This is a genomic window from Roseobacter sp. (assembly GCF_039970775.1).
In the GTDB taxonomy this organism is placed as follows: domain Bacteria; phylum Pseudomonadota; class Alphaproteobacteria; order Rhodobacterales; family Rhodobacteraceae; genus Roseobacter.
Map to the genome: position 1 here is coordinate 89,406 of NZ_JBDVLG010000026.1, position 18,324 is coordinate 107,729.

17 protein-coding genes are annotated in these 18,324 nt (G+C 59.2%); 9 read left to right on the plus strand and 8 right to left on the minus strand.

What is annotated here, in order from left to right:
* Window positions 1-123: 123 nt before the first annotated feature.
* Complete coding sequence (locus ABJH13_RS05835) at window positions 124-1,131, plus strand: LacI family DNA-binding transcriptional regulator (RefSeq protein ID WP_348405279.1); 1,008 nt, start codon at window positions 124-126, stop codon at window positions 1,129-1,131.
* Between the two features lie 3 nt (window positions 1,132-1,134).
* Here the strand turns inward: ABJH13_RS05835 and ABJH13_RS05840 are convergent, their stop codons facing one another.
* The 4 genes from ABJH13_RS05840 to ABJH13_RS05855 all read right to left on the minus strand — a co-directional run bounded on the left by ABJH13_RS05840 (window position 1,135) and on the right by ABJH13_RS05855 (window position 4,857).
* Entirely contained in the window at window positions 1,135-1,542 is a 408-nt protein-coding gene (locus tag ABJH13_RS05840; RefSeq protein ID WP_348405280.1) for an MOSC domain-containing protein, read from the minus strand.
* Window positions 1,543-1,696: 154 nt separating this feature from the next.
* Window positions 1,697-2,830, minus strand: coding sequence for a Gfo/Idh/MocA family oxidoreductase (locus tag ABJH13_RS05845; protein WP_348405281.1), 1,134 nt, complete (start codon window positions 2,828-2,830; stop codon window positions 1,697-1,699).
* Window positions 2,831-2,842: 12 nt separating this feature from the next.
* Window positions 2,843-3,736, minus strand: coding sequence for a TIM barrel protein (locus ABJH13_RS05850; RefSeq protein ID WP_348405282.1), 894 nt, complete (start codon window positions 3,734-3,736; stop codon window positions 2,843-2,845).
* A gap of 17 nt (window positions 3,737-3,753) precedes the next feature.
* Window positions 3,754-4,857: a Gfo/Idh/MocA family oxidoreductase gene (locus tag ABJH13_RS05855; protein ID WP_348405283.1), complete on the minus strand. Its 1,104-nt coding sequence runs from the start codon at window positions 4,855-4,857 to the stop codon at window positions 3,754-3,756.
* A gap of 121 nt (window positions 4,858-4,978) precedes the next feature.
* Between ABJH13_RS05855 and iolD the strand changes: the two genes are divergently transcribed.
* The 8 genes from iolD (at window position 4,979) to ABJH13_RS05895 (ending at window position 12,665) form a co-directional block, all read left to right on the plus strand.
* The gene (iolD, locus tag ABJH13_RS05860; protein ID WP_348405284.1) at window positions 4,979-6,841 is read left to right on the plus strand and encodes a 3D-(3,5/4)-trihydroxycyclohexane-1,2-dione acylhydrolase (decyclizing); all 1,863 of its coding nucleotides are present in this window, start codon (window positions 4,979-4,981) and stop codon (window positions 6,839-6,841) included.
* 5 nt (window positions 6,842-6,846) lie between these two features.
* Window positions 6,847-7,827, plus strand: coding sequence for a 5-dehydro-2-deoxygluconokinase (gene iolC, locus ABJH13_RS05865; protein WP_348405285.1), 981 nt, complete (start codon window positions 6,847-6,849; stop codon window positions 7,825-7,827).
* A gap of 4 nt (window positions 7,828-7,831) precedes the next feature.
* Window positions 7,832-8,674: a 5-deoxy-glucuronate isomerase gene (locus tag ABJH13_RS05870; protein ID WP_348405286.1), complete on the plus strand. Its 843-nt coding sequence runs from the start codon at window positions 7,832-7,834 to the stop codon at window positions 8,672-8,674.
* Window positions 8,675-8,716: 42 nt separating this feature from the next.
* Window positions 8,717-9,556, plus strand: coding sequence for a class II fructose-bisphosphate aldolase (locus tag ABJH13_RS05875; protein WP_348405287.1), 840 nt, complete (start codon window positions 8,717-8,719; stop codon window positions 9,554-9,556).
* Complete coding sequence (gene iolG / locus ABJH13_RS05880) at window positions 9,550-10,545, plus strand: inositol 2-dehydrogenase (RefSeq protein WP_348405288.1); 996 nt, start codon at window positions 9,550-9,552, stop codon at window positions 10,543-10,545. The genes ABJH13_RS05875 and iolG overlap by 7 nt, the downstream gene beginning before the upstream one ends.
* A gap of 278 nt (window positions 10,546-10,823) precedes the next feature.
* Complete coding sequence (locus tag ABJH13_RS05885) at window positions 10,824-11,336, plus strand: hypothetical protein (RefSeq protein ID WP_348405289.1); 513 nt, start codon at window positions 10,824-10,826, stop codon at window positions 11,334-11,336.
* A 58-nt stretch (window positions 11,337-11,394) separates the two neighbouring features.
* Window positions 11,395-12,441: a ChuX/HutX family heme-like substrate-binding protein gene (locus ABJH13_RS05890; protein ID WP_348405332.1), complete on the plus strand. Its 1,047-nt coding sequence runs from the start codon at window positions 11,395-11,397 to the stop codon at window positions 12,439-12,441.
* Window positions 12,438-12,665 (plus strand): hypothetical protein, encoded by a 228-nt coding sequence (locus ABJH13_RS05895; RefSeq protein WP_348405290.1) that lies wholly within the window; start codon window positions 12,438-12,440, stop codon window positions 12,663-12,665. The genes ABJH13_RS05890 and ABJH13_RS05895 overlap by 4 nt, the downstream gene beginning before the upstream one ends.
* Here the strand turns inward: ABJH13_RS05895 and ABJH13_RS05900 are convergent.
* The 4 genes from ABJH13_RS05900 to ABJH13_RS05915 form a co-directional block, all read right to left on the minus strand.
* Window positions 12,643-13,671, minus strand: coding sequence for an AbrB family transcriptional regulator (locus ABJH13_RS05900; protein WP_348405291.1), 1,029 nt, complete (start codon window positions 13,669-13,671; stop codon window positions 12,643-12,645). The two genes, ABJH13_RS05895 and ABJH13_RS05900, sit on opposite strands and share 23 nt — an antisense overlap.
* Complete coding sequence (locus tag ABJH13_RS05905; RefSeq protein ID WP_348405292.1) at window positions 13,668-14,309, minus strand: GntR family transcriptional regulator; 642 nt, start codon at window positions 14,307-14,309, stop codon at window positions 13,668-13,670. Before ABJH13_RS05905 ends, ABJH13_RS05900 begins: the two co-directional genes overlap by 4 nt.
* A gap of 176 nt (window positions 14,310-14,485) precedes the next feature.
* Window positions 14,486-16,417 (minus strand): response regulator, encoded by a 1,932-nt coding sequence (locus tag ABJH13_RS05910; RefSeq protein WP_348405293.1) that lies wholly within the window; start codon window positions 16,415-16,417, stop codon window positions 14,486-14,488.
* Window positions 16,418-16,692: 275 nt separating this feature from the next.
* On the minus strand, window positions 16,693-18,288 hold the full coding sequence (locus ABJH13_RS05915) for a glucan biosynthesis protein G (protein WP_348405294.1): 1,596 nt from the start codon (window positions 18,286-18,288) through the stop codon (window positions 16,693-16,695).
* Between the last annotated feature and the right edge of the window lie 36 nt (window positions 18,289-18,324).

Below are 18,324 nucleotides of genomic sequence, written 5' to 3' on the forward strand. Positions count from 1 at the left end.
TTTAAGCATGCGTTAAGATTTTTTGCAACCGGTTGCAAAATATCAAGGCCTGTTTCATGCTGCACAAAGGCAGCCCTTGCGATAGAAACGAGGGCGCACAGATAGAAAACCGGACCGAACCCTATGGCCGTCACACTTAAAGAAGTCGCAATACGCGCGGGGGTGTCCCGGTCTGCGGTGTCGCGCACATTTACAGACGGCGCGTCGGTGTCTGATAAAATGCGCCGCAAGGTTGAACGGGCCGCCCGCGATCTGGGGTATAGCCCCAACGCGCTGGCTTCGTCGCTGACGACGGGCCGGACCAAACTTATCGGGCTGGTGTCGAACAACTTTCACAACCCGATTTTCCTGCAGGTGTTTGATCTTTTCACCCGTGGTTTGCAGGACCGTGGGCTGCGGCCTTTGTTGGTGAACCTGTCGGACGAAACCGACCCGCAGACATCGGTGCGCATGTTGCGGCAGTATTCGGTTGATGGTGCTGTGGTTGCGTCGTCGACGTTGCCGCCGGGGTTCGCCAAAGCGTTCCGGGATGAAGGCGTGCCCGTGGTGCATAGTTTTGGCCGGTCATCCGGCGCGCCCGAGGTGCACGTCGTTAGCATCGACAACGTAGAATGCGGGCGGATGGCGGCGCGCACGTTGGTGGCGCGCGGCTACCGCAACGTTGCCTTTTTGGGCGGGCCGGAAAGTGCGACATCGACCCAAGATCGCTATGCGGGGTTCTTCTCGGAACTGGCCGCGCATCGCGACATCAAGGCCAGCTATAGTTTTGCCGATGCTTATTCCTTTGATGCGGGCCGTCGCGAGATGTTGCGGTTGATGCGTGCAAACCCAGCTGAGGCATATTTTTGCGGCGATGACGTGTTGTCTATTGGGGTGCTGTCGGCGATCCGCGAAAGTGGGTTGCGTGTGCCCGACGATATCGGGGTGATCGGGTTGAACGACATGGAAATGTCGCGCTGGGAGAGCATTAACCTGACCACGATCCACCAACCCATCAGGCAGATCGTGACATCGTCGATTGAACTCATGGTTGCCATGCTGGACGAACCAGACCGCTACCCCGAGGCCCGCGTCTTTCCGTCCTCGATTGTGGAACGGGGCACGTTGCGGCCGCTGCCGCCGCAGAATTAACCGCTATTCGGGCTGTATGACATCGCCAACAGATATCATCCCACCCTGGACGATAGAGCAGTTCAACCCAGAGCGATGATGCATCAGATCATAGACGCTTTTGTCGGTCACTAGGTCGAGATACCGGCAAGGGGTGTTGAGCCGCCCACCTAACAAAATCGTATCGCCCACCCGAAAACGTTTGCCGACCAAATGGTTGAGAGGCACGCCCGAGGTCGTCAGATTGCGCCGGTGTTCATCTGGCGTCAGGGTGATGCCATGGTCGCGGTCGAGGGCGATGAGGGTTTCGATTTCAATCAAGGTGACCTCTCGGATGTCGGGGATCTGTGAATATTTCCCACGTCCGGTCAGATACCGGTCCCCCTCAACGCCGCGCCCTTCGATCAGGCGGATTGAGGTGTGTGCGTCCATCGGCGCGCGAACCTCGACTGCGGTATGAATATTCAACAACGTCCCATGCCACATCGGCTTTGCCCTCAAATGCTGGTTTCTGACGCAGACCGTGCCTGTCTGAACCGGGGCCGTCAATGGCGCGCCCGTCAGTTGGGCGCGCCTCCTGAGAGGTTTACGTAAACATCGGCGGTCGGGCGTCGACCCACGCGCCGTCGTCTTTGGCGGACCGGACCGCCGCATAAACCGCCGCCATGGAACGCAAGCCATCCGTTGCCAAGGGCAGGGCGTCACGCGGTGCGCCGTTGATCGCGGCGGCGAGATCCACATAGATGTTGGCGACGGCCAAAGGGAAGCCTTCGGGGTGGGCGATGGACACGCGCGACAACCGACCGGCCTCGTCTGACAGGCCTGCTTCGCCTTTTTCCATGATCTGCGTACGGCCACCAACCGGGGTGTAGTAGACTTGGTTGGGCTGTTCAGACGCCCAACGCAGCCCGCCTGTTTCGCCGAACACCTGAATATCAAACCCATGTTGCCGCCCGATCGCCACCGAAGACGTCCACAAACGCCCAACGGTACCGCCCTCGGTACGGAAATTCACCATCGCGTCGTCTTCCAGTTCGCGCGACGGGATCGTCGAGGCAAAATCAGCGGACAGGCTGCGCACCTCGTCACCGGCGATAAAGCTGGCCATGTGCATCGCGTGAATGCCGCAATCGGCGAATTGCCCCGATACGCCTGCCATCGCGGGGTCATACCGCCAACGGACGCGCGGGTTGTCGGCGTCGGTGGCGTCGCCGTGGTGGCCGTGGCTAAAGTTGGCGACCACCAGCCGCACCTTGCCCAGCTGCCCGGTTTTGACCATCTGGCGCATTTCGCGCACCATCGGATAGGCCGAATAGCAATAGTTGACGGCGCAAATCTTGCCGCTGGCCTCGGCCACGCGCACGATCTCTTCGCCTTCTTCGACGGTCATTGTCATGGGTTTTTCGCATAAAACGTTGAAACCGGCCTGCAAAAACGCCTTGGTGATCTCAAAGTGGGTGCTGTTGGGGGTCGCCACGGTCACCAGATCGACCCGGTCGGGGCGGTCGCGTTCGCCGTCTAGCATGTCTTGCCAGTTGGCGTAGGCGCGGTCGGCTGCCACGCCCAATGATTGCGCATAGGCGCGGCCCTTTTCGGCGTCTACATCCAATGCGCCCGCCGCCAGCACAAAGTTACCGTCTGCTTGTGCGCCCAAACGGTGCGCGGGCCCGATCTGGCTGCCTGCGCCGCCCCCGATCATGCCCCAATTCAACCTTGTCATGGTCCGTATTCCTTACTGAAAACCAATGGATTCGAGATATTCGCGGTTTGCTTTGGCATCGCCGACGGGGTCGGGATCCAACAGCGGGTCGCAATCTTGCTCAACGGTGCACCAACCCTCAAAATTGGCGTCCAACAACACCTGACGCACGGCTGCAAAATCCACATCGCCCTGGCCCAGATTGCAGAAAATACCTTGGCCACAGGCGTCATAGAACCCGGTGCGCTTGGCGATCACGCCAGACTTCACCGCAGGGTCGATGTCTTTGAAATGCATATAAGAAATGCGGTTTATATGACGTTTCATGAAACCCACCGGGTCAAACCCCGCATAGGAATGGTGGCCGGTATCAAAGCAAATCTTCAAGATGTTGTCGTCGACTTCGGACAGCAGCCGTTCCAGCTCTGGCTCGAAATCCATGAAGCCCGCGGCATGGGCGTGGATGCCCACGGTCAGCCCGTAATCTTCGGTGCCCAGCTTTGCGATGGTGGCGATCCGGTCGCGGTACGCGGCCCATTCGGCGCTGTCCATCTGTTCGGCCTCCGAGGCACGGCCCGCAGTCGGCGCCCGGCGCGGCGAGATCGAATCAATCAACACCAGATGCTGTGCCCCATGCGCGCTGAGCGCCGTGCAGGTACGGTGGGCGGCATCCAGCACTTCACTCCATGCATCTGGGTCATGAAACGGCCGAAACACGACGCCCCCGATCAATTCCAGATCATGGGCGGCCAACGCGTCGCCCAAAATAGCTGGGTCTTCTGGCATATAGCCGACCGGGCCCAGTTCAATGCCCTTGTATCCCGCATCCGCGCAGTCTTGCAGCACGGATTTCCAGGTTGGATTGCGTGCGTCATCTGCAAATTCCACACCCCAGGAACAGGGCGCATTGCCAATTCGTATCGTCATTCAGGTCGCCCTTTGTATTAAAAATCAGAAATGGTTTTCCAGGTTTTGTCGGTTGACGACGCCATGGCGGCGGCGATCACACGACCCACCTCCATGCCGTCCTCAAAGGTTGGCCAGACGGGCTGGCCTGTCTCTATGGCGCGCAGGAAATCGCGCGCTTCGATAAGGATTTGATCTTGGTATCCGGTGCCGTGCCCCGGTCCCTGACAGAAGGGTGCATAATCAGGATGCGCAGGGCCGGTCAGAATTTTGGTAAAACCGCGCGTCGCCTCGGGCCCTTCCATCCGGTACAGCCACAACGCGTTTTGATCTTCTTGATCAAAGCGGATCGCGCCTTTTGTGCCTGTTATTTCATAGGCATATCCCATCTTTCGCCCCGACGAGATGCGCGAGAAATACATCTGCCCCATGGCGCCGTTGGCGAACCGGCACATAAATTGGCCGTGGTCATCATTGGTGACGGTGCCGCCGGGGCGCGTGTCATGCACGGTTTCAACCTCGGCGATCAGCCGGTCAATTGGGCCCAGCAAGGCCAAAGCCGCGTTCACCATATGTGGGGCCAGGTCGCCCATCGTGCCATTGGCGTCACCTGTGGTGCGCCAAGTGGCCGGTGTTTGCGGGTCGGCTAGGAAATCTTCGGTGTGTTCACCCCGAAACCACGTGATGTCGCCAATCGTACCATCGGTGATCAACTGGCGCGCATATTGGCTGGCGGGGGTACGGATATAGTTGAACCCGCTCATGTTGGCCACGCCTGCGGCCTGTGCCGCCGCAACCATCGCGCGGCTGTCATCCAGCGACCCGCCCAGCGGTTTTTCGCAAAACACCGGCTTTCCAAGGGCAAAAGCAGCCTCGGCAATGGCGCGGTGGGTGTCTTGCGGGCTGGCAATCACAATCGCCTCGACGCGCGGGTCTGCGACCAACGCGCGCCAATCGTCCGTGCCTCGTGCAAAACCAAAGGCGGCGCGATAACGTTCGGCGCTGGCCGGTGACGTGGCGCAGACCATCTCTAGTCGGGGGCGCAAGGCTGTGTCAAAAACGGCGCCAACTGCGGACATGGCCACCGCATGGGCCTTGCCCATGTAGCCACCGCCAACAATGCCTATCCCAATCTCTGCCATCGACGGATCCTTTTTTCAAATTCCGTTTGCAACCGGTTGCAAAATTAGTATCGTGAGGGCAAGACCTGTTCAAGATGTGAAATCGTTTGGTCGAAATAATTGCAACAGGATCCTCTGCGCCATGACTTTTCAAACGCTGACCACCGCCCAAGCCATTATCAAGTGGCTCGATAATCAATTCATCATCATTGACGGCGTGGAAATGCGCGTTTGTGGGGGTGGGTTTGGCATTTTTGGCCACGGCAATGTGCCGTGTCTGGGCGAGGCCCTTTATAACGTGCAAGACACGCTGCCGCTGTATCGCGGGCAGAATGAACAAAGCATGGGATTCGCCGCTGCGGGGTATGCCAAGCAATGGCTGCGCCAACGGTTCATGCTGTGCACGGCGTCGGCGGGGCCGGGCACGTCGAACCTGCTGACCTCGGCGGCATTGGCCCATGCCAACCGGTTGCCGATGCTGTTGCTGTGTGGCGATACATACCAGACGCGATTGCCTGACCCGGTACTGCAACAGATGGAACATTTTAATGATCCAACTCTGGGTGTGAATGACGCGTTCCGCGCGGTTAGCCGGTACTGGGACCGGATCACGCACCCTGCGCAAATCATCCAATCGTTGCCTGCGGCTTTGGCGACATTGCTCGACCCTGCCGATTGCGGGCCTGCGTTTATCGGGTTGCCGCAGGACGTGCAGGGGTGGACCTATGATTACCCTGATGAGTTCTTTGAAAAGCGTGTGCACCGCATTCGCCGTCAGGTGCCGGATGCCGATGAAATCAGTGATGCGATTGCGGCGCTGAAGACGGCGCAGCGGCCCATGATTATCGCAGGTGGTGGGGTGCAATATTCCCGCGCGGTGGCCGAACTGACCGCCTTTGCGGAAACGCATCAGATCCCCGTGGTGGAAACCATCGCAGGCCGTGCGAACCTGACTGATACGCATCCGCTGAACATCGGCCCCATCGGGGTGACCGGGTCTGACAGCGCCAATGCGATCGCCGAAAAGGCTGACGTGATTGTGGCGGTCGGCACGCGGTTGCAGGATTTCACCACCGGGTCATGGACAGCCTTTGCCCGGCGCGCTCGGTTTATATCGCTGAACGCGGGGCGGCACGACGCGGCCAAGCACCGGTCTTTGACGGTGGTTGGGGATGCCAAGCTGGGGCTAACAGCATTAAGCACCGGTTTGGACGGATACACCGCGCCTGGGTCATGGGTAGAAACGGCGCAGGCCGAACGCGCAACATGGGCGGCTTATGTGGCGGGCAATGTGGCCCACGGCGACAACCGGCCAAATTCCTACGCGCAGGCCATCGGGGTGGTGAACGCGCTGTGCGATCCGCGCGACCGGATCGTGGCGGCAGCGGGCGGGTTGCCGGCCGAGGTCACCGCCAACTGGCGCACCCTTGATGCGGGGACAGTCGATGTCGAGTTCGGATTTTCCTGTATGGGCTATGAAATCGCGGGGGCGTGGGGCGCACGCATTGCTCAGGCCGAACGGGAACCAGACCGCGACACCATTACCTTTTGCGGCGACGGGTCGTATTTGATGATGAACTCAGATGTCTATTCGTCGGTATTAACCGGCAAAAAACTGATCATTCTGGTGCTGGACAATGGCGGCTTTGCCGTCATCAACAAATTGCAAAACAACACCGGCAACGAAAGCTTTAACAACCTCATAGCTGATTGCCCCACAGTCCCCGAACCCTTTGCGGTGGATTTTGAGGCGCATGCCGCGTCGATGGGCGCGCTGGCTGAAACGGTCGCCAACCCGGCGGAATTGGGCGCGGCGTTCAAACGTGCGCAGGCGGCAGATAAAACCAGCGTGATCGTCATGAAGGTCGACCCTTACGAAGGCTGGACGGCCCAAGGCCACACGTGGTGGGAATGCGGCACACCCCATGTGTCGACGTCTGAAAAAGTCCGCGCCGCCCATACGCAATGGGAAAGCGCGCGCGACCGTCAAAGGAAGGGGATCTGATGGTCATGGATGCGTTGGCAACGGGCAATTATCTGGTCATCGGTCGGGTTGGGATGGATCTGTTCCCCGACCCGCCAGGTACCCGCACGCGGGAGGCCACGACTATGTGCGTCGGTATGGGCGGATCTGCGGCCAATACGGCGGCTGGGTTGGTCAAACTGGGGTGCAAGGCGGCGCTGGTCACTGCGGTGTCGGATGACGCGGTGGGCTGGTATTGCGAAGGGCAACTGGATGCCTACGGCGTTGACCGGACCCATGTGAAACGCGTGACCGGCGAACCGCGCACGTCGTTGGCCGTCTATGAGACCCGCATCAAAGAGCATCAATCGGTGATCTACCGCAATAATGCAGCTGATTTTCAGATGTCGTTGGACGATATCGAGGCGATTGATTTCACCAAATACGGCGCGGTGCTGACGGCAGGCACGGTGTTTGCGGCGGAGCCATCGCGCAGTGCGGCCTTTCGCGCCTTTGAAAAGGCCAAGGCCGCGGGCTTGCCGATCTTGTTTGATATCGATTACCGCCCCTACAGTTGGCCATCGGCGGAAGACGCCGCGCAGGTGCTCACGCGGGCGGGTGATATGGCCGATGTGATTGTCGGTAACGACGAAGAATTCGGGTTTATGGCCGGTCACATTGACAAAGGTTTGGCCAAAGCGCGCACCTTGGCCACGACCACGGCCAAGATCGTGATCTATAAAATGGGCCCTGAAGGTGCGATTACCTGTGCAGATGGCGCTGAAACGCGCACGGGTATCTACCCGGTTGCGGCGGTCAAACCTACGGGTGCAGGCGACAGTTTCATGGCCGGTTTACTGGCCAGCCTGACCCAAGGCCGCCCCCTGCCAGAGGCCGTGCTGCGCGGCTCTGCCTGCGCGTCCCATGTGGTGGCCCGCCCCGGTTGCGCGCCTGCCATGCCCGATACCCAAGCTCTTGAGGCGTTTCTCGCCGATCACCCCGGCCCAACGATGGCCCAGGAAGGATAACCCTATGCATATCGCCCCACATGATAATAAAAACACCCCCATCGTAGACGCCGATGACCCGACGGTACCGCTGAATTATTTCAACATCGTCAAGCTGACCAAAGACCAAAGCTTTGAATATCAGGTGCCCGGCTACGAGACCTGCGTTGTTCCGGCGACAGGCACAATTGATGTGGAAATCGAAGGCGTGGCGTTCAACGCGCTGGGCAATCGCGGCGTTGATGTCTGGGATGGCGAGCCCGAGGGCGTCTATGTGCCGATGGGGGCCAAGGTGCGTATGGTGTGTACGTCGGACGCGGCCGAGGTTTTTATTGCCGGTGCCAAATACGACAAGGTGCTTGACCCGTTTGATGTGCGTGTGGCCGAGCTGGACAAGGTGCAATACGGGTCGGATGACACCAAAACGCACCGTAAAATCAAACACATCCTTGGCCAGAAACAACACGGAAAAGTTGGGCGGCTGTTGGTGTCTGAATTGTTCACCGTAGGGCAGGGCGGCTGGTCTGGTTTCCCTGCGCACAAGCACGACACTGACAATTTGCCCCACGAAACACGCCACGACGAGACCTATAATTTCCGGTTTCGGCCCAATCACGGATCCGGTGTGCAGATCTTGCAGCGCGAAGAGGGCAAGCCTGGAGACGCGTATCAATTGATGGATGGGTCAACCGTGTGCATCGACAAAGGGTACCACCCTTGCGCGGTGATGCCGGGTTATGAAATGTACTATTTCACCATTCTGGGTGGGTTGTCACAGCGCAGTCTGGTGCAGTTTTTCCAGCCCACACACGCCTACCAGATCGAAACGATCCCTGGCATCAAAGACATGGTCGCAAAGTTCAAATAGCGGCCTCAGGCCACCCGTCAGATATCAAGATCGGACCCAATTATGCCGCTCGTCACACTTGCCGACGTCCTGCAGCCTGCGTTGAAACAGGGCCACGCTGTCGCGGGCCTTGTCACGCTGGGCTGGGAGGACATGCGCGCCTATGTCGCCGCCGCCGAAGCCGAAGGCGTGCCGGTCATTTTACAGGCGGGGCCATCGTGCCGCGCCCATACGCCGCTGCCGGTTTTGGGCAAAATGTTTCGCCATCTCGCAGACGCGGCCAGCGTGCCTGTCGTGGCGCATTTGGATCACGGCTATACGGCGGACGAATGCCGCGAGGCGCTGGATTCGGGGTTTACCTCGGTGATGTTTGACGGCTCGCGGTTGCCGTTGCAGGAAAATATCGACCAGACGGCGGCGATTGTCCAACTAGCCCATGCCGCCGGTATGTCCTGCGAGGGCGAGATCGGCTTTGTCGGGTACACCGATGGCGCGGCCTCGGCTGGTACAGACCCCGACGAGGCGGCGCAATTTGCCCGTGACACCGGGGTGGACGCCATGGCGATTTCTGTGGGCAACGTGCATCTGCAACAGGACAAAGACGGCGGCTTGGACGAACCACGCATCCGCGCCATCGAGGCGATCACACAGGTGCCTTTGGTGATCCACGGCGGGTCCGGCGTGCCAATGGCGCAACGGCAGGCCTTGGCGCGCGGATCGCGCATTTGCAAATTCAACATCGGGACCGAACTGCGCATGGCCTTTGGTGCGGCATTGCGGTCGGCGGTGAATAGCGACACAGACAGGTTCGACCGGGTGAGTATTCTCAAGGACACACACGACCCGCTGGTCGCGGCCACGCGCGCCGTCTTGCGTGGATTTAAAGGAGACGCCTCATGCTGAACATCGGGCTTTTGGGGTGCGGACGCATTGGCGCCGTGCATGCCGCATCGATATCGCGCATCGCTGGCGCGCGGGTCACTGCGGTGTCCGATGCGATGCCAGCGGCTGCGCAGGCTTTGGCCGCGAAAACGGGCGCACAGGTCATGGACAGTGACACGCTGATCGCGAACAACGAGGTAGATGCCGTCGTGATTGGCACCCCCACAGACACGCATTACGCCCTGATCCATGCGGCTGCGGCTGCTGGTAAGGCGATCTTTTGCGAAAAGCCTATAGACATGTCGGCCGACCGCATCCGCGATTGTATCAAGGCGGTTGAACAGGCGGGTGCGCCGTTTATGACCGCGTTCAACCGGCGGTTTGACCCGAACTTCGCGCATTTGCAGGCCAGCCTTGCACAGGGCGACATCGGAGACGCTGAAATCGTGACGATTTTGTCGCGTGACCCATCCCCGCCTCCGGTTAGCTATGTCAAAAGCTCCGGCGGGATTTTCCGCGACATGATGATCCATGATCTGGATATGGCGCGGTTTTTGCTGGGCGAAGAACCTACATCGGTGTTTGCCGTGGGCAGCGCCTTGGTGGACGCCGAGATCGGCGCAGCAGGGGATGCCGACACCGCCGCAGTGACCCTGACAACCGCCAGCGGCAAGATCTGCCAGATCAGCAATTCGCGCCGCGCGACTTACGGCTATGATCAGCGCATCGAGGTGCATGGGTCGACGGGCATGTTACGTGCGGCCAACGTGCACGAGCACACCGTTGAAATTGCAACACAATCGGGGTTTGCAACCGCCCCCGCGCAACATTTTTTCCTGGAGCGGTACGAGGCAGCCTATTTGGCGGAAATGACCTATTTCGTATCGGCTCTAGGCGCAGGCACCGCTTTGCGCCCGGACATCACAGATGGTCTGCGTGCCCAAATGCTGGCCGATGCGGCGACGCAATCCTGGACAACAGGGCAACCTGTGAACATCGCCGAAGGCTGAGCGTTTTTGAGCAGCGGTATGCCGTCTCATCCTGAATGGGTCAGGTTCTACCGATGCGCGGGCACCCACTATCGGCGGCATTGCATAGCCCTGCCGCTGGTGGTGTGAAACATCTTGCAATACCCGATAAAATTTGTCAGTTAATAGAAACCTAGCCCCCCTTGGCGTTTTGGGCCAGCCCGGTGATCATCACAAATGGCATCTGTTTGAGATGCACGCCTACCTGTCACGCCGCCATGGTCGTGTGTGGTCGGCGCGACCGGATAAAGGGCCTGCACATGCAACCGCGCAAGATTTCTGAGGACTGTCACCGCGACCCCGCGGCCAAGGAGCACCGTGTTGAAGAGGCGGGTCTGGATGCGGTCGATATTGTCTGTCTCGATATCTTAAGGTTTTTCATAAGCACCTTCGCAGAACCGCAATCGCAAAACTGGATGCGCGGATTTGCCCGTGCCGCAGCCGCGTTTGGCCCAACAAACGGGCCCGTTGTCGCCGCGCGGTTGATCGCGTTGTTGCAGGCGGTGCGGCGGGGGCGACGGTCGATGTTTATGTATAGCAACCCTGATTGTCCGGGTTGCTGCAAGATCCTGACGGAACATGAAAGACGCCTCATTTGTGCGATAAACGGTCAAAGACACGGCCGCCCCCAATTGGCGCGCTTGCAGTTGATGATGCTGTGCGAAGGCAATTCAACCGATGCCGTTTTGGTGCAGCTTGACGCGTTCATGACCACGCTGGCTGAATGTCCGCTGCATCACGACGGGGCGGTCGACCGTGCGGACGTATTCTAACATGACCCCCGTAAAGGCAGCGTTCACCCCTTTCATTGACAGGACTTGATGCATCATGATGACCGACCTGACCGCCGAAAACATCCGCGCAACCCGGGCCGAAGATAGCAAGATACGCGACCGTGATCTGGCCGAAAAACTAGGGATTTCCGAGGCGCAATTGGTGGCTGCACACGTGGGCCATGGTGCGACAGCGGTGGCGGCCCATCCAGATCACATTATGGCCGCGGCGGTTGGGTTTGGCGAAACGATGGCGTTGACGCGCAACGTTTCTTGTGTGCATGAAAAGATCGGCGTCTACGAGAATTACCACACCGGCAACCATGCTGCGATGGTTTTGACCCACGACATAGACCTGCGCATGTTCCCCAGCCATTGGTGCCACGGGTTCATGGTTGAACGCGAAACCGATGCGGGTGTGCGGCGCAGCCTGCAGGTGTTTGATGCGGCGGGCGACGCGATCCACAAGGTGTTTTTGCGCGATGAGGCTGATTTGAGCGCATGGGCGGATGCACAAGGCCGTATCGCCTTACCGGATCAGCACCAGACCCTGACCGTAGCGGCCCGCCAGCCCGCCGAACCCCCAAAGTCGGACCCGAAAAAGGCGGATGTGTTGCGCAAAGAATGGACGCGGCTGACCGATACGCATCAATTCCTGCGGCTGGCCTCCAAGCTTAAAATGAACCGGTTGGGGGCGTACCGGATCGCGGGGGCGCCGTTTGTGCGGGCGTTGTCGCCGGGCGCGGTTGAGGTAATGTTGGAAACTGTCCGGGACCGCAAGATCGAGATTATGTTGTTTGTGGGCAATCGCGGCTGCATTCAGATCCACACTGGCCCCATCGAGACGTTGCGCCCGATGGGGCCGTGGCAAAATATCATGGATCCGGGGTTCAACTTGCATCTGCGCGGCGATCATATCGCCGAGGTATGGGCGGTGGAAAAACCAACGCAACGGGGCCCGGCCGTGTCTGTGGAAGCTTTCGATGCCCAAGGCATGCTGATCTTTCAGGTCTTTGGCTTGGGCAAAGAAGGCCGCGATAGCCGACCGGCGTGGAAAGAGATCGTCGATATGCTGCCGGGGCTCGAAACGGTGGCTGCGCAATGAGATGGCGGCAGCTGAAAAAGGGACGCATGGCGGCCAGTGACCGCATTGGGCTGGGCGTTGCGGTCCTTCTTGTGACGCTTGGCGTGGCAACATCGAACGCGCGCGGCCAAGGCAGCGCCACGCGGGCGGTGCCTTGGGGTGGGGCGATCACACAGGTTGCCTTTGGGGTCGGGCGCGAACACCGCCTGATGAGGCGCGCTGTTATCCCGGAGGCGGGGCGTTAAATAGCTTTGCTGCGACGGGCGCGCCCAAGATCACCATAAAAATCCGGAGCATGTGGTGCGCGACCACAAATGCGACATCGGCGCCAACAATAAGGGCCAGCACGGTCAGTTCGGCCTGCCCACCGGGGGCAAAGGCCAGCAGTGCCTCCATCCCGGAGGCCAAACCCAAATTGTATATGACCTCGACGAACACCACCGTGAGCAGGATCAACAGCGCGCAAAACCCCAGACCGGCCACCAGATCTTTGCGAACCTCAGCCAGCGTGACGCCTGCGTATTTGCACCCGATGCCCATGCCAATAAAGAACTGCGCGGCCCAAATGGCCTCGGCGGGGGGGCGGTGGTGCAACAGGCCGGTCATCGCGCAGACGGCGGCAACAATCAGCGGGCCTAGGATAGATGCGCCGAACATCCCCGCCCATTTCGCCAACCGCCAGCCGACGATGGCGCATACCGTCATCACGCCCAGTTCAATGAGCGGAATGCTAGTTGCCGGTGCCCCCGGTGCGCGGGTCAGGTCTGCGGCCCAGATCCCTTTCATCAAAAACGGCAGGCTGGCCACGATCACCAGCACACGGGTGGCGTGGATCAGGCTCAACGTGCGGGGGTTGGCGCCGGCTTCTTCGCCAAACAAGATCATATCTTGCAGGCCGCCGGGCATTGTTGCGTAATACGCGGTGGGGAAATCATACCCGCACAACCGTTGAAAATATGGAACCCCGACGCAGCCAACGGCTATGATCATCACGGGAACCAGCGCCAGCGTGGGCCACATCGCGGGAAGGCTGGCCAAAACCGTTGGAGTCAACGTTGCGCCCACGGCCACGCCCAAAATGGTGCGCATCCCATCGTTAACCGATGCGACACCGGCGAGCGGCACCCGCAACAACGCGGCCAGCAGGCAGGCGCAGATCGGCCCCAAAAGCCACGGCAAAGGCAGCTGTAGCTTGAGGAACACCGCAACACCTATACCGGCGACGACAAACGCGATGGTAACGGCCTTCATGCGCGCGGCCCCTTGAGGCGGTGAGACAGCGAGGTCTGTAAATGCGCCTGCGCTGCGGCGCCTGCGGCATTGGCATCGCGGTCGCGAAAGGCGGCGATGATGGCGCGGTGCTGCCGCACCACCACATCGATACGGTTTGGATCCGTGTAGGTGGTGGGGCCCAGCAAGATCAACGCGTTGTTCAGCACCCGCGACGCATCCAACAAGAAACGATTGCGCCCGGCCAGATACAGCCCACGATGGAAATCTTGGTTTAGCGCGGCGCCATGTGCGGGATGATCGCGGTGCGTTTCTATCTGGGTGTTCATCGCATCAAGCGCATCAAATTCGGCATCCGCACCGTGTTTTGCGGCCATTTCGGCAGCGGTGCGTTCGAGCACCATGCGCATTTCATACAGCTCCACGACTTCGGTGTGGCTGAGCGTTCGGATCACGGCACCAACCCGTGGGCGGTGTTCGATGATGCCGTCACTTTCCAACCGCCGCAACGCTTCGCGCACTGGGGTCCGAGACAGGGTGAGCCGGGCCGCAACGTCTTCTTCGCGCAGACGATCACCGGGTTCGAAATTGCCTGCGCGTATCTGTGCCAAGAGGGCGTCATAGGCGTGTTGGCCACTGGATTTTTGTGCGTCTGGCATCGTCTTCCCATTTTGTATCCGGTTGGATACACTTCGAGTATGCGAAACATCGAACCATGTCAAAGCCAGATTTGAATGGAATTCTATGGAGAGACGTGGTGCGGATTTCGACGCAACCCTTTGCAAAGGCGAGATTTAACCAGAAATCGCGACGCTCGTCGCCCTAACGGTGGTCCCTACGGGTGTTGTTGTGGGGCGCCGTCCATGATTGTTTCTTTGGGGTAGGGGTGGTCGCGCCCCAGTACCTGCGCGACGGTGCGCAAGATCTCAACCTGACCCACGGGTTTTGTCAGCCGGATGTTGGGGGCCCCCAGAGACGTTGTTTCGCCTTCGTACTTCGCAGAATGGCCGGTCAGGAAAATGCACGGCAAATCCGGGCGGGCCATCCGCATTTTTGACGCCAAAGATGGGCCCTGAAGCGTGCCCGGCATAGAAACATCCGTCAACAGCACGTCCAATGTGCCCAAGGTCTCGGATATCACCAAAGCCTCATCCCCGCTTTCGGCTGCGACCACATTGTAGCCCGCGCCTTCAAGGGTGCGTTGCAGGATGCGCACGATGGCAGGCTCGTCGTCGACGATCATAACCGTGGCTTGGGCCGTGATATCGATTTTGTGTTTGGCCCCGTCTGGATAGTGAGAATGTGCGGGCGTATTGAGGGCCTTAAAGTACAATTGAAACGTCGCCCCAAGGCCGACTTCGGATGCAACATGCACCGCGCCGCCCGATTGTTTCATGAACCCGTGTACCATGGACAACCCCAGCCCCGAGCCCATGCCCACGGGTTTATCGCTGTAGAAGGGCTCAAAAATGGTATCAAGTTGATGCGCCTTGAGGCCGTGCCCGGTGTCGGTGACCGATAGCACCACATAATTCCCGGGCGACAGTTTCCCGTGATGGACTAACGTGTGGTCTGGCTCGACGGTCATATTGTCGGTTTCAATCGCGATTGTCCCGCCGGTTGGCATGACGTCACGGGCGTTCAAAAGCAGGTTGATGATCGCGGTATCCAACGACGCGGTGTCCAATTCGGTGTCCCACAGATCGGGGGAGAGCGTATTTTTAAGGGCCACGTTCTTTGGCAAAATACGCAGCCCCCAAGCGATAGAATCTTGGATATGGGAATTCAGGTTTAGTCGCGTGGGTTCCAGATGCGCCTTGCCTGCAAAGCTCAGCAGGTTTTTCGTCAGCTCGGCGCCCCGGTATGTGGCGTCAATGGCCTCGCTGAGCAGTTCATGCCTGTCGGTCGGGTCATCGACCTCTAGTGCAAGTTCGATGTGCCCAAGCGTAATGGCCAGCAAGTTGTTGAATTCATGCGCAATACCGCCGGTCAACGTGCCGACAACCTCGATGCGCTGGGATTGCCTGACGCGGGCTTCGGCCTCGCGAAGATCGGTCAAATCTAGGCTGCATCCAACGATTTCGACAAGCTGCCCGGCCTTGTCAAACACGGGTTCTACGATCTGTCGAATGAATTTGAACGCGCCATCGGGCTGCACCGCGCGAAATTCAAAAACCAGGCTTTCGCCTTGGTCGATCCGGGCGATGGCGTCGGTAAATGTGTCGCGGTCATCTTCATGTACGAAATCGGTATAGGGGGCTTTGCCGCCGGTGATTTCTATGAATTTTTCGGCCGTTATGCCATAGTGAGCCGCGTTTTGTTCAGAACAATAGGTGCAGTTTCCCGTTGCCGCATCCCACGTGAAATGGCCGATACCAGAGATGCGGACAGCTTGTTTCAGACGCTCTTGGCTTTGCGTTGTCTTTTGCGCTTGCCGATCTTTGGCGGTGGTTTCGCGCTGTAAAGACGCGCGCAGGCCTTCTCGTTCGAGGCCCAGTTTTTGCAGGGTGAGTTCGGATTGATCTTTCACGCGGCCTAGTTGCGCACCGATGGCGGTAAAGACCACGGACCCAACGACCGCGTGGAAAAGGTTGCCGGTTAGCTCTGCCGGGCCGATCCCCAGTTGATAGCTATGAATGATGAGAACGGTCGATATCAGCCCCGCGATTAAACCGGGGACCAGACCGCCAAAGATGCCAGCAACCACGACGCTGACCAGAAGGGAAATGAACGGCACGGGCAGGATAATACCTGCGTGTCCGCTCATGTCGATTAATGTTGCGACAACCAACGTAGGAAGCGCCCATAACAATCGGAATTTAATAATCAATCTCAACAAAATCAGTCCACGCACGCCGTAAAAAATGAGCCCCGCGGAACGTGACCAAAAAAGGGGGCCTTGGACGAACCTTACTGCACCTTGGGGAACCGGTCCACAAAGGTGTTTTGCCCCAGCGGTTTTCGCCGCTGTGGTCTATCTGGCGCACGCGGGCTGCAGCCACGCACGTGCCGCGATGGATCACCCGAATATCGTGTGGCGTGCTATTCGCCGGGGGGCGCATTGGGGTCGCGGACCCACTGAAACAACCAGATTTCCGACAGTTTGCGATCTGGGCCAGCCACATGCGCTGTGAGCTCGATCAGGTCGTTATCTGCGCCATCAATGTTGATGATCATGCGCCAACGCCCTGCGTCTACCTCGTTGATTTTATGCAATACCGGCGCATCCAGCGTCCCGGCAGAGGCGGTGACCACGGGCATAATATCGGCGTCTTCGGGCATGTCTGCCAATGCGCCGCCGTCGAAATCCACCACAAATTTGCGCAGGTTGGGGTTTGTCACCGGCACACCGGATGGACCGCCCACACCTGCGCGCGTGGCCTTGACCCAAGCCAACTCATTGGTGGCATTTGGCGGCAGGGCGCCCCAATGCATGCGGTAGCGATAGGTGCGTGTTTCGCCGGCTTGCGGGGGCGTGTCGGGCACCCAGAACAGCACGATGTTGTCTTCAATCTCGAGCGCGGCAGGGATTTCGACCAGCCTGACTGACCCGGACCCCCATGCATTCAACGGCTCTATCATCACAGATGGGCGGTCATGGTAGCGCGCGCCTGCGTCTTGATAGGTTTCATAGTCGCGATCCCGTTGGATCAGGCCAAACTGCGCCATGTCAGGTTCGGTGAAATACGAGCTTGAGACGCGCGGCGGGTTGTTAAGGGGCCGCACCAGCACATCCCCATCTTTGCGCAAAATCTGCAATGCATCGCTGTCGTGTACTTGCGGGCGGAAATCGTCAAACCCCCGGTTTGAATGCTCTGCAAAATAGAACATCGAGGTCAGCGGCCCCAGCCCAAGCTGCGCCACAGAGGTCCGGAAATACAGCGTCGCCTCGACGTCGATCGCGGTGTCATCGCCGGGGGTGATCTCAAACCGGTAGGCGCCGGTCACAGATGCGCTGTCTAATGCCGCATATATCGTCAGGGTGTCGGCATCGTCTGTGGGCCGTTCTAGCCAGAATTCGGAAAACCGGGGGAATTCTTCGGGGCCTTGCAGCCACGTGTTGATAGACAAGCCGCGCGCGGACAGGCCATAGCTGTTTCCCTTTCCAAGGGCCCGGAAATAGCTGGCCCCCAGAAACGTCACCAATTCGTCAAACAGACCACCCTTGTTGAGCGGATGCGACACCTTCAAACCGGCAACACCTGACAGCTGAGCATGGGGCGGCACGCGGTCGCCTAGGTCGTTATAATATTTGAAATCATCCACCGTGAAGGTCAGTTCGCGGGCGGTGCCATTGTGGACCTCGTGCAGGCGCACCGGTTCACGGTAGAGCCATCCGGGATGGAACGATGACACATGGAACAGCAGATTTGTATCGGACCACCGCGCCGCATCTGACCGAAAGGCGATGTTGCGGTAGTCATCGTAACTTAGATCCGTCAGGAAACTATCTAGCAACGCAGGAGGGGTATCTGGCGTTTGTGCCCGCTGTTCCATCAGGGTTTTGAGCGTTTCATACGAAAACGGCTGTGACGGGGCAGACGTCTGTGCGACGGCAATCTGTGGTACCGCGGCGCTGGCCAAAAGTGATGCCAAAACGCGGCGCCGTGTGAGGTGTATATCTGTCTTTGAACCCATTGCGCCCGCCCTAAATCTTGCGTCTGTTGTGAACCT

Bases quoted from the DNA above. Each gene is read 5' to 3' on its own strand.
- ABJH13_RS05835 (WP_348405279.1), top strand. From the start codon at position 124: ATGGCCGTCACACTTAAAGAAGTCGCAATACGCGCGGGGGTGTCCCGG.
- ABJH13_RS05900 (WP_348405291.1), bottom strand. From the start codon at position 13,671: ATGAAGGCCGTTACCATCGCGTTTGTCGTCGCCGGTATAGGTGTTGCG.
- iolD (WP_348405284.1), top strand. From the start codon at position 4,979: ATGACTTTTCAAACGCTGACCACCGCCCAAGCCATTATCAAGTGGCTC.
- iolG (WP_348405288.1), top strand. From the start codon at position 9,550: ATGCTGAACATCGGGCTTTTGGGGTGCGGACGCATTGGCGCCGTGCAT.
- ABJH13_RS05905 (WP_348405292.1), bottom strand. From the start codon at position 14,309: ATGCCAGACGCACAAAAATCCAGTGGCCAACACGCCTATGACGCCCTC.
- ABJH13_RS05875 (WP_348405287.1), top strand. From the start codon at position 8,717: ATGCCGCTCGTCACACTTGCCGACGTCCTGCAGCCTGCGTTGAAACAG.
- ABJH13_RS05885 (WP_348405289.1), top strand. From the start codon at position 10,824: ATGCAACCGCGCAAGATTTCTGAGGACTGTCACCGCGACCCCGCGGCC.
- ABJH13_RS05890 (WP_348405332.1), top strand. From the start codon at position 11,395: ATGACCGACCTGACCGCCGAAAACATCCGCGCAACCCGGGCCGAAGAT.
- ABJH13_RS05870 (WP_348405286.1), top strand. From the start codon at position 7,832: ATGCATATCGCCCCACATGATAATAAAAACACCCCCATCGTAGACGCC.
- ABJH13_RS05840 (WP_348405280.1), bottom strand. From the start codon at position 1,542: ATGGACGCACACACCTCAATCCGCCTGATCGAAGGGCGCGGCGTTGAG.
- iolC (WP_348405285.1), top strand. From the start codon at position 6,847: ATGGATGCGTTGGCAACGGGCAATTATCTGGTCATCGGTCGGGTTGGG.
- ABJH13_RS05910 (WP_348405293.1), bottom strand. From the start codon at position 16,417: ATGAGCGGACACGCAGGTATTATCCTGCCCGTGCCGTTCATTTCCCTT.
- ABJH13_RS05845 (WP_348405281.1), bottom strand. From the start codon at position 2,830: ATGACAAGGTTGAATTGGGGCATGATCGGGGGCGGCGCAGGCAGCCAG.
- ABJH13_RS05895 (WP_348405290.1), top strand. From the start codon at position 12,438: ATGAGATGGCGGCAGCTGAAAAAGGGACGCATGGCGGCCAGTGACCGC.
- ABJH13_RS05915 (WP_348405294.1), bottom strand. From the start codon at position 18,288: ATGGGTTCAAAGACAGATATACACCTCACACGGCGCCGCGTTTTGGCA.
- ABJH13_RS05850 (WP_348405282.1), bottom strand. From the start codon at position 3,736: ATGACGATACGAATTGGCAATGCGCCCTGTTCCTGGGGTGTGGAATTT.
- ABJH13_RS05855 (WP_348405283.1), bottom strand. From the start codon at position 4,857: ATGGCAGAGATTGGGATAGGCATTGTTGGCGGTGGCTACATGGGCAAG.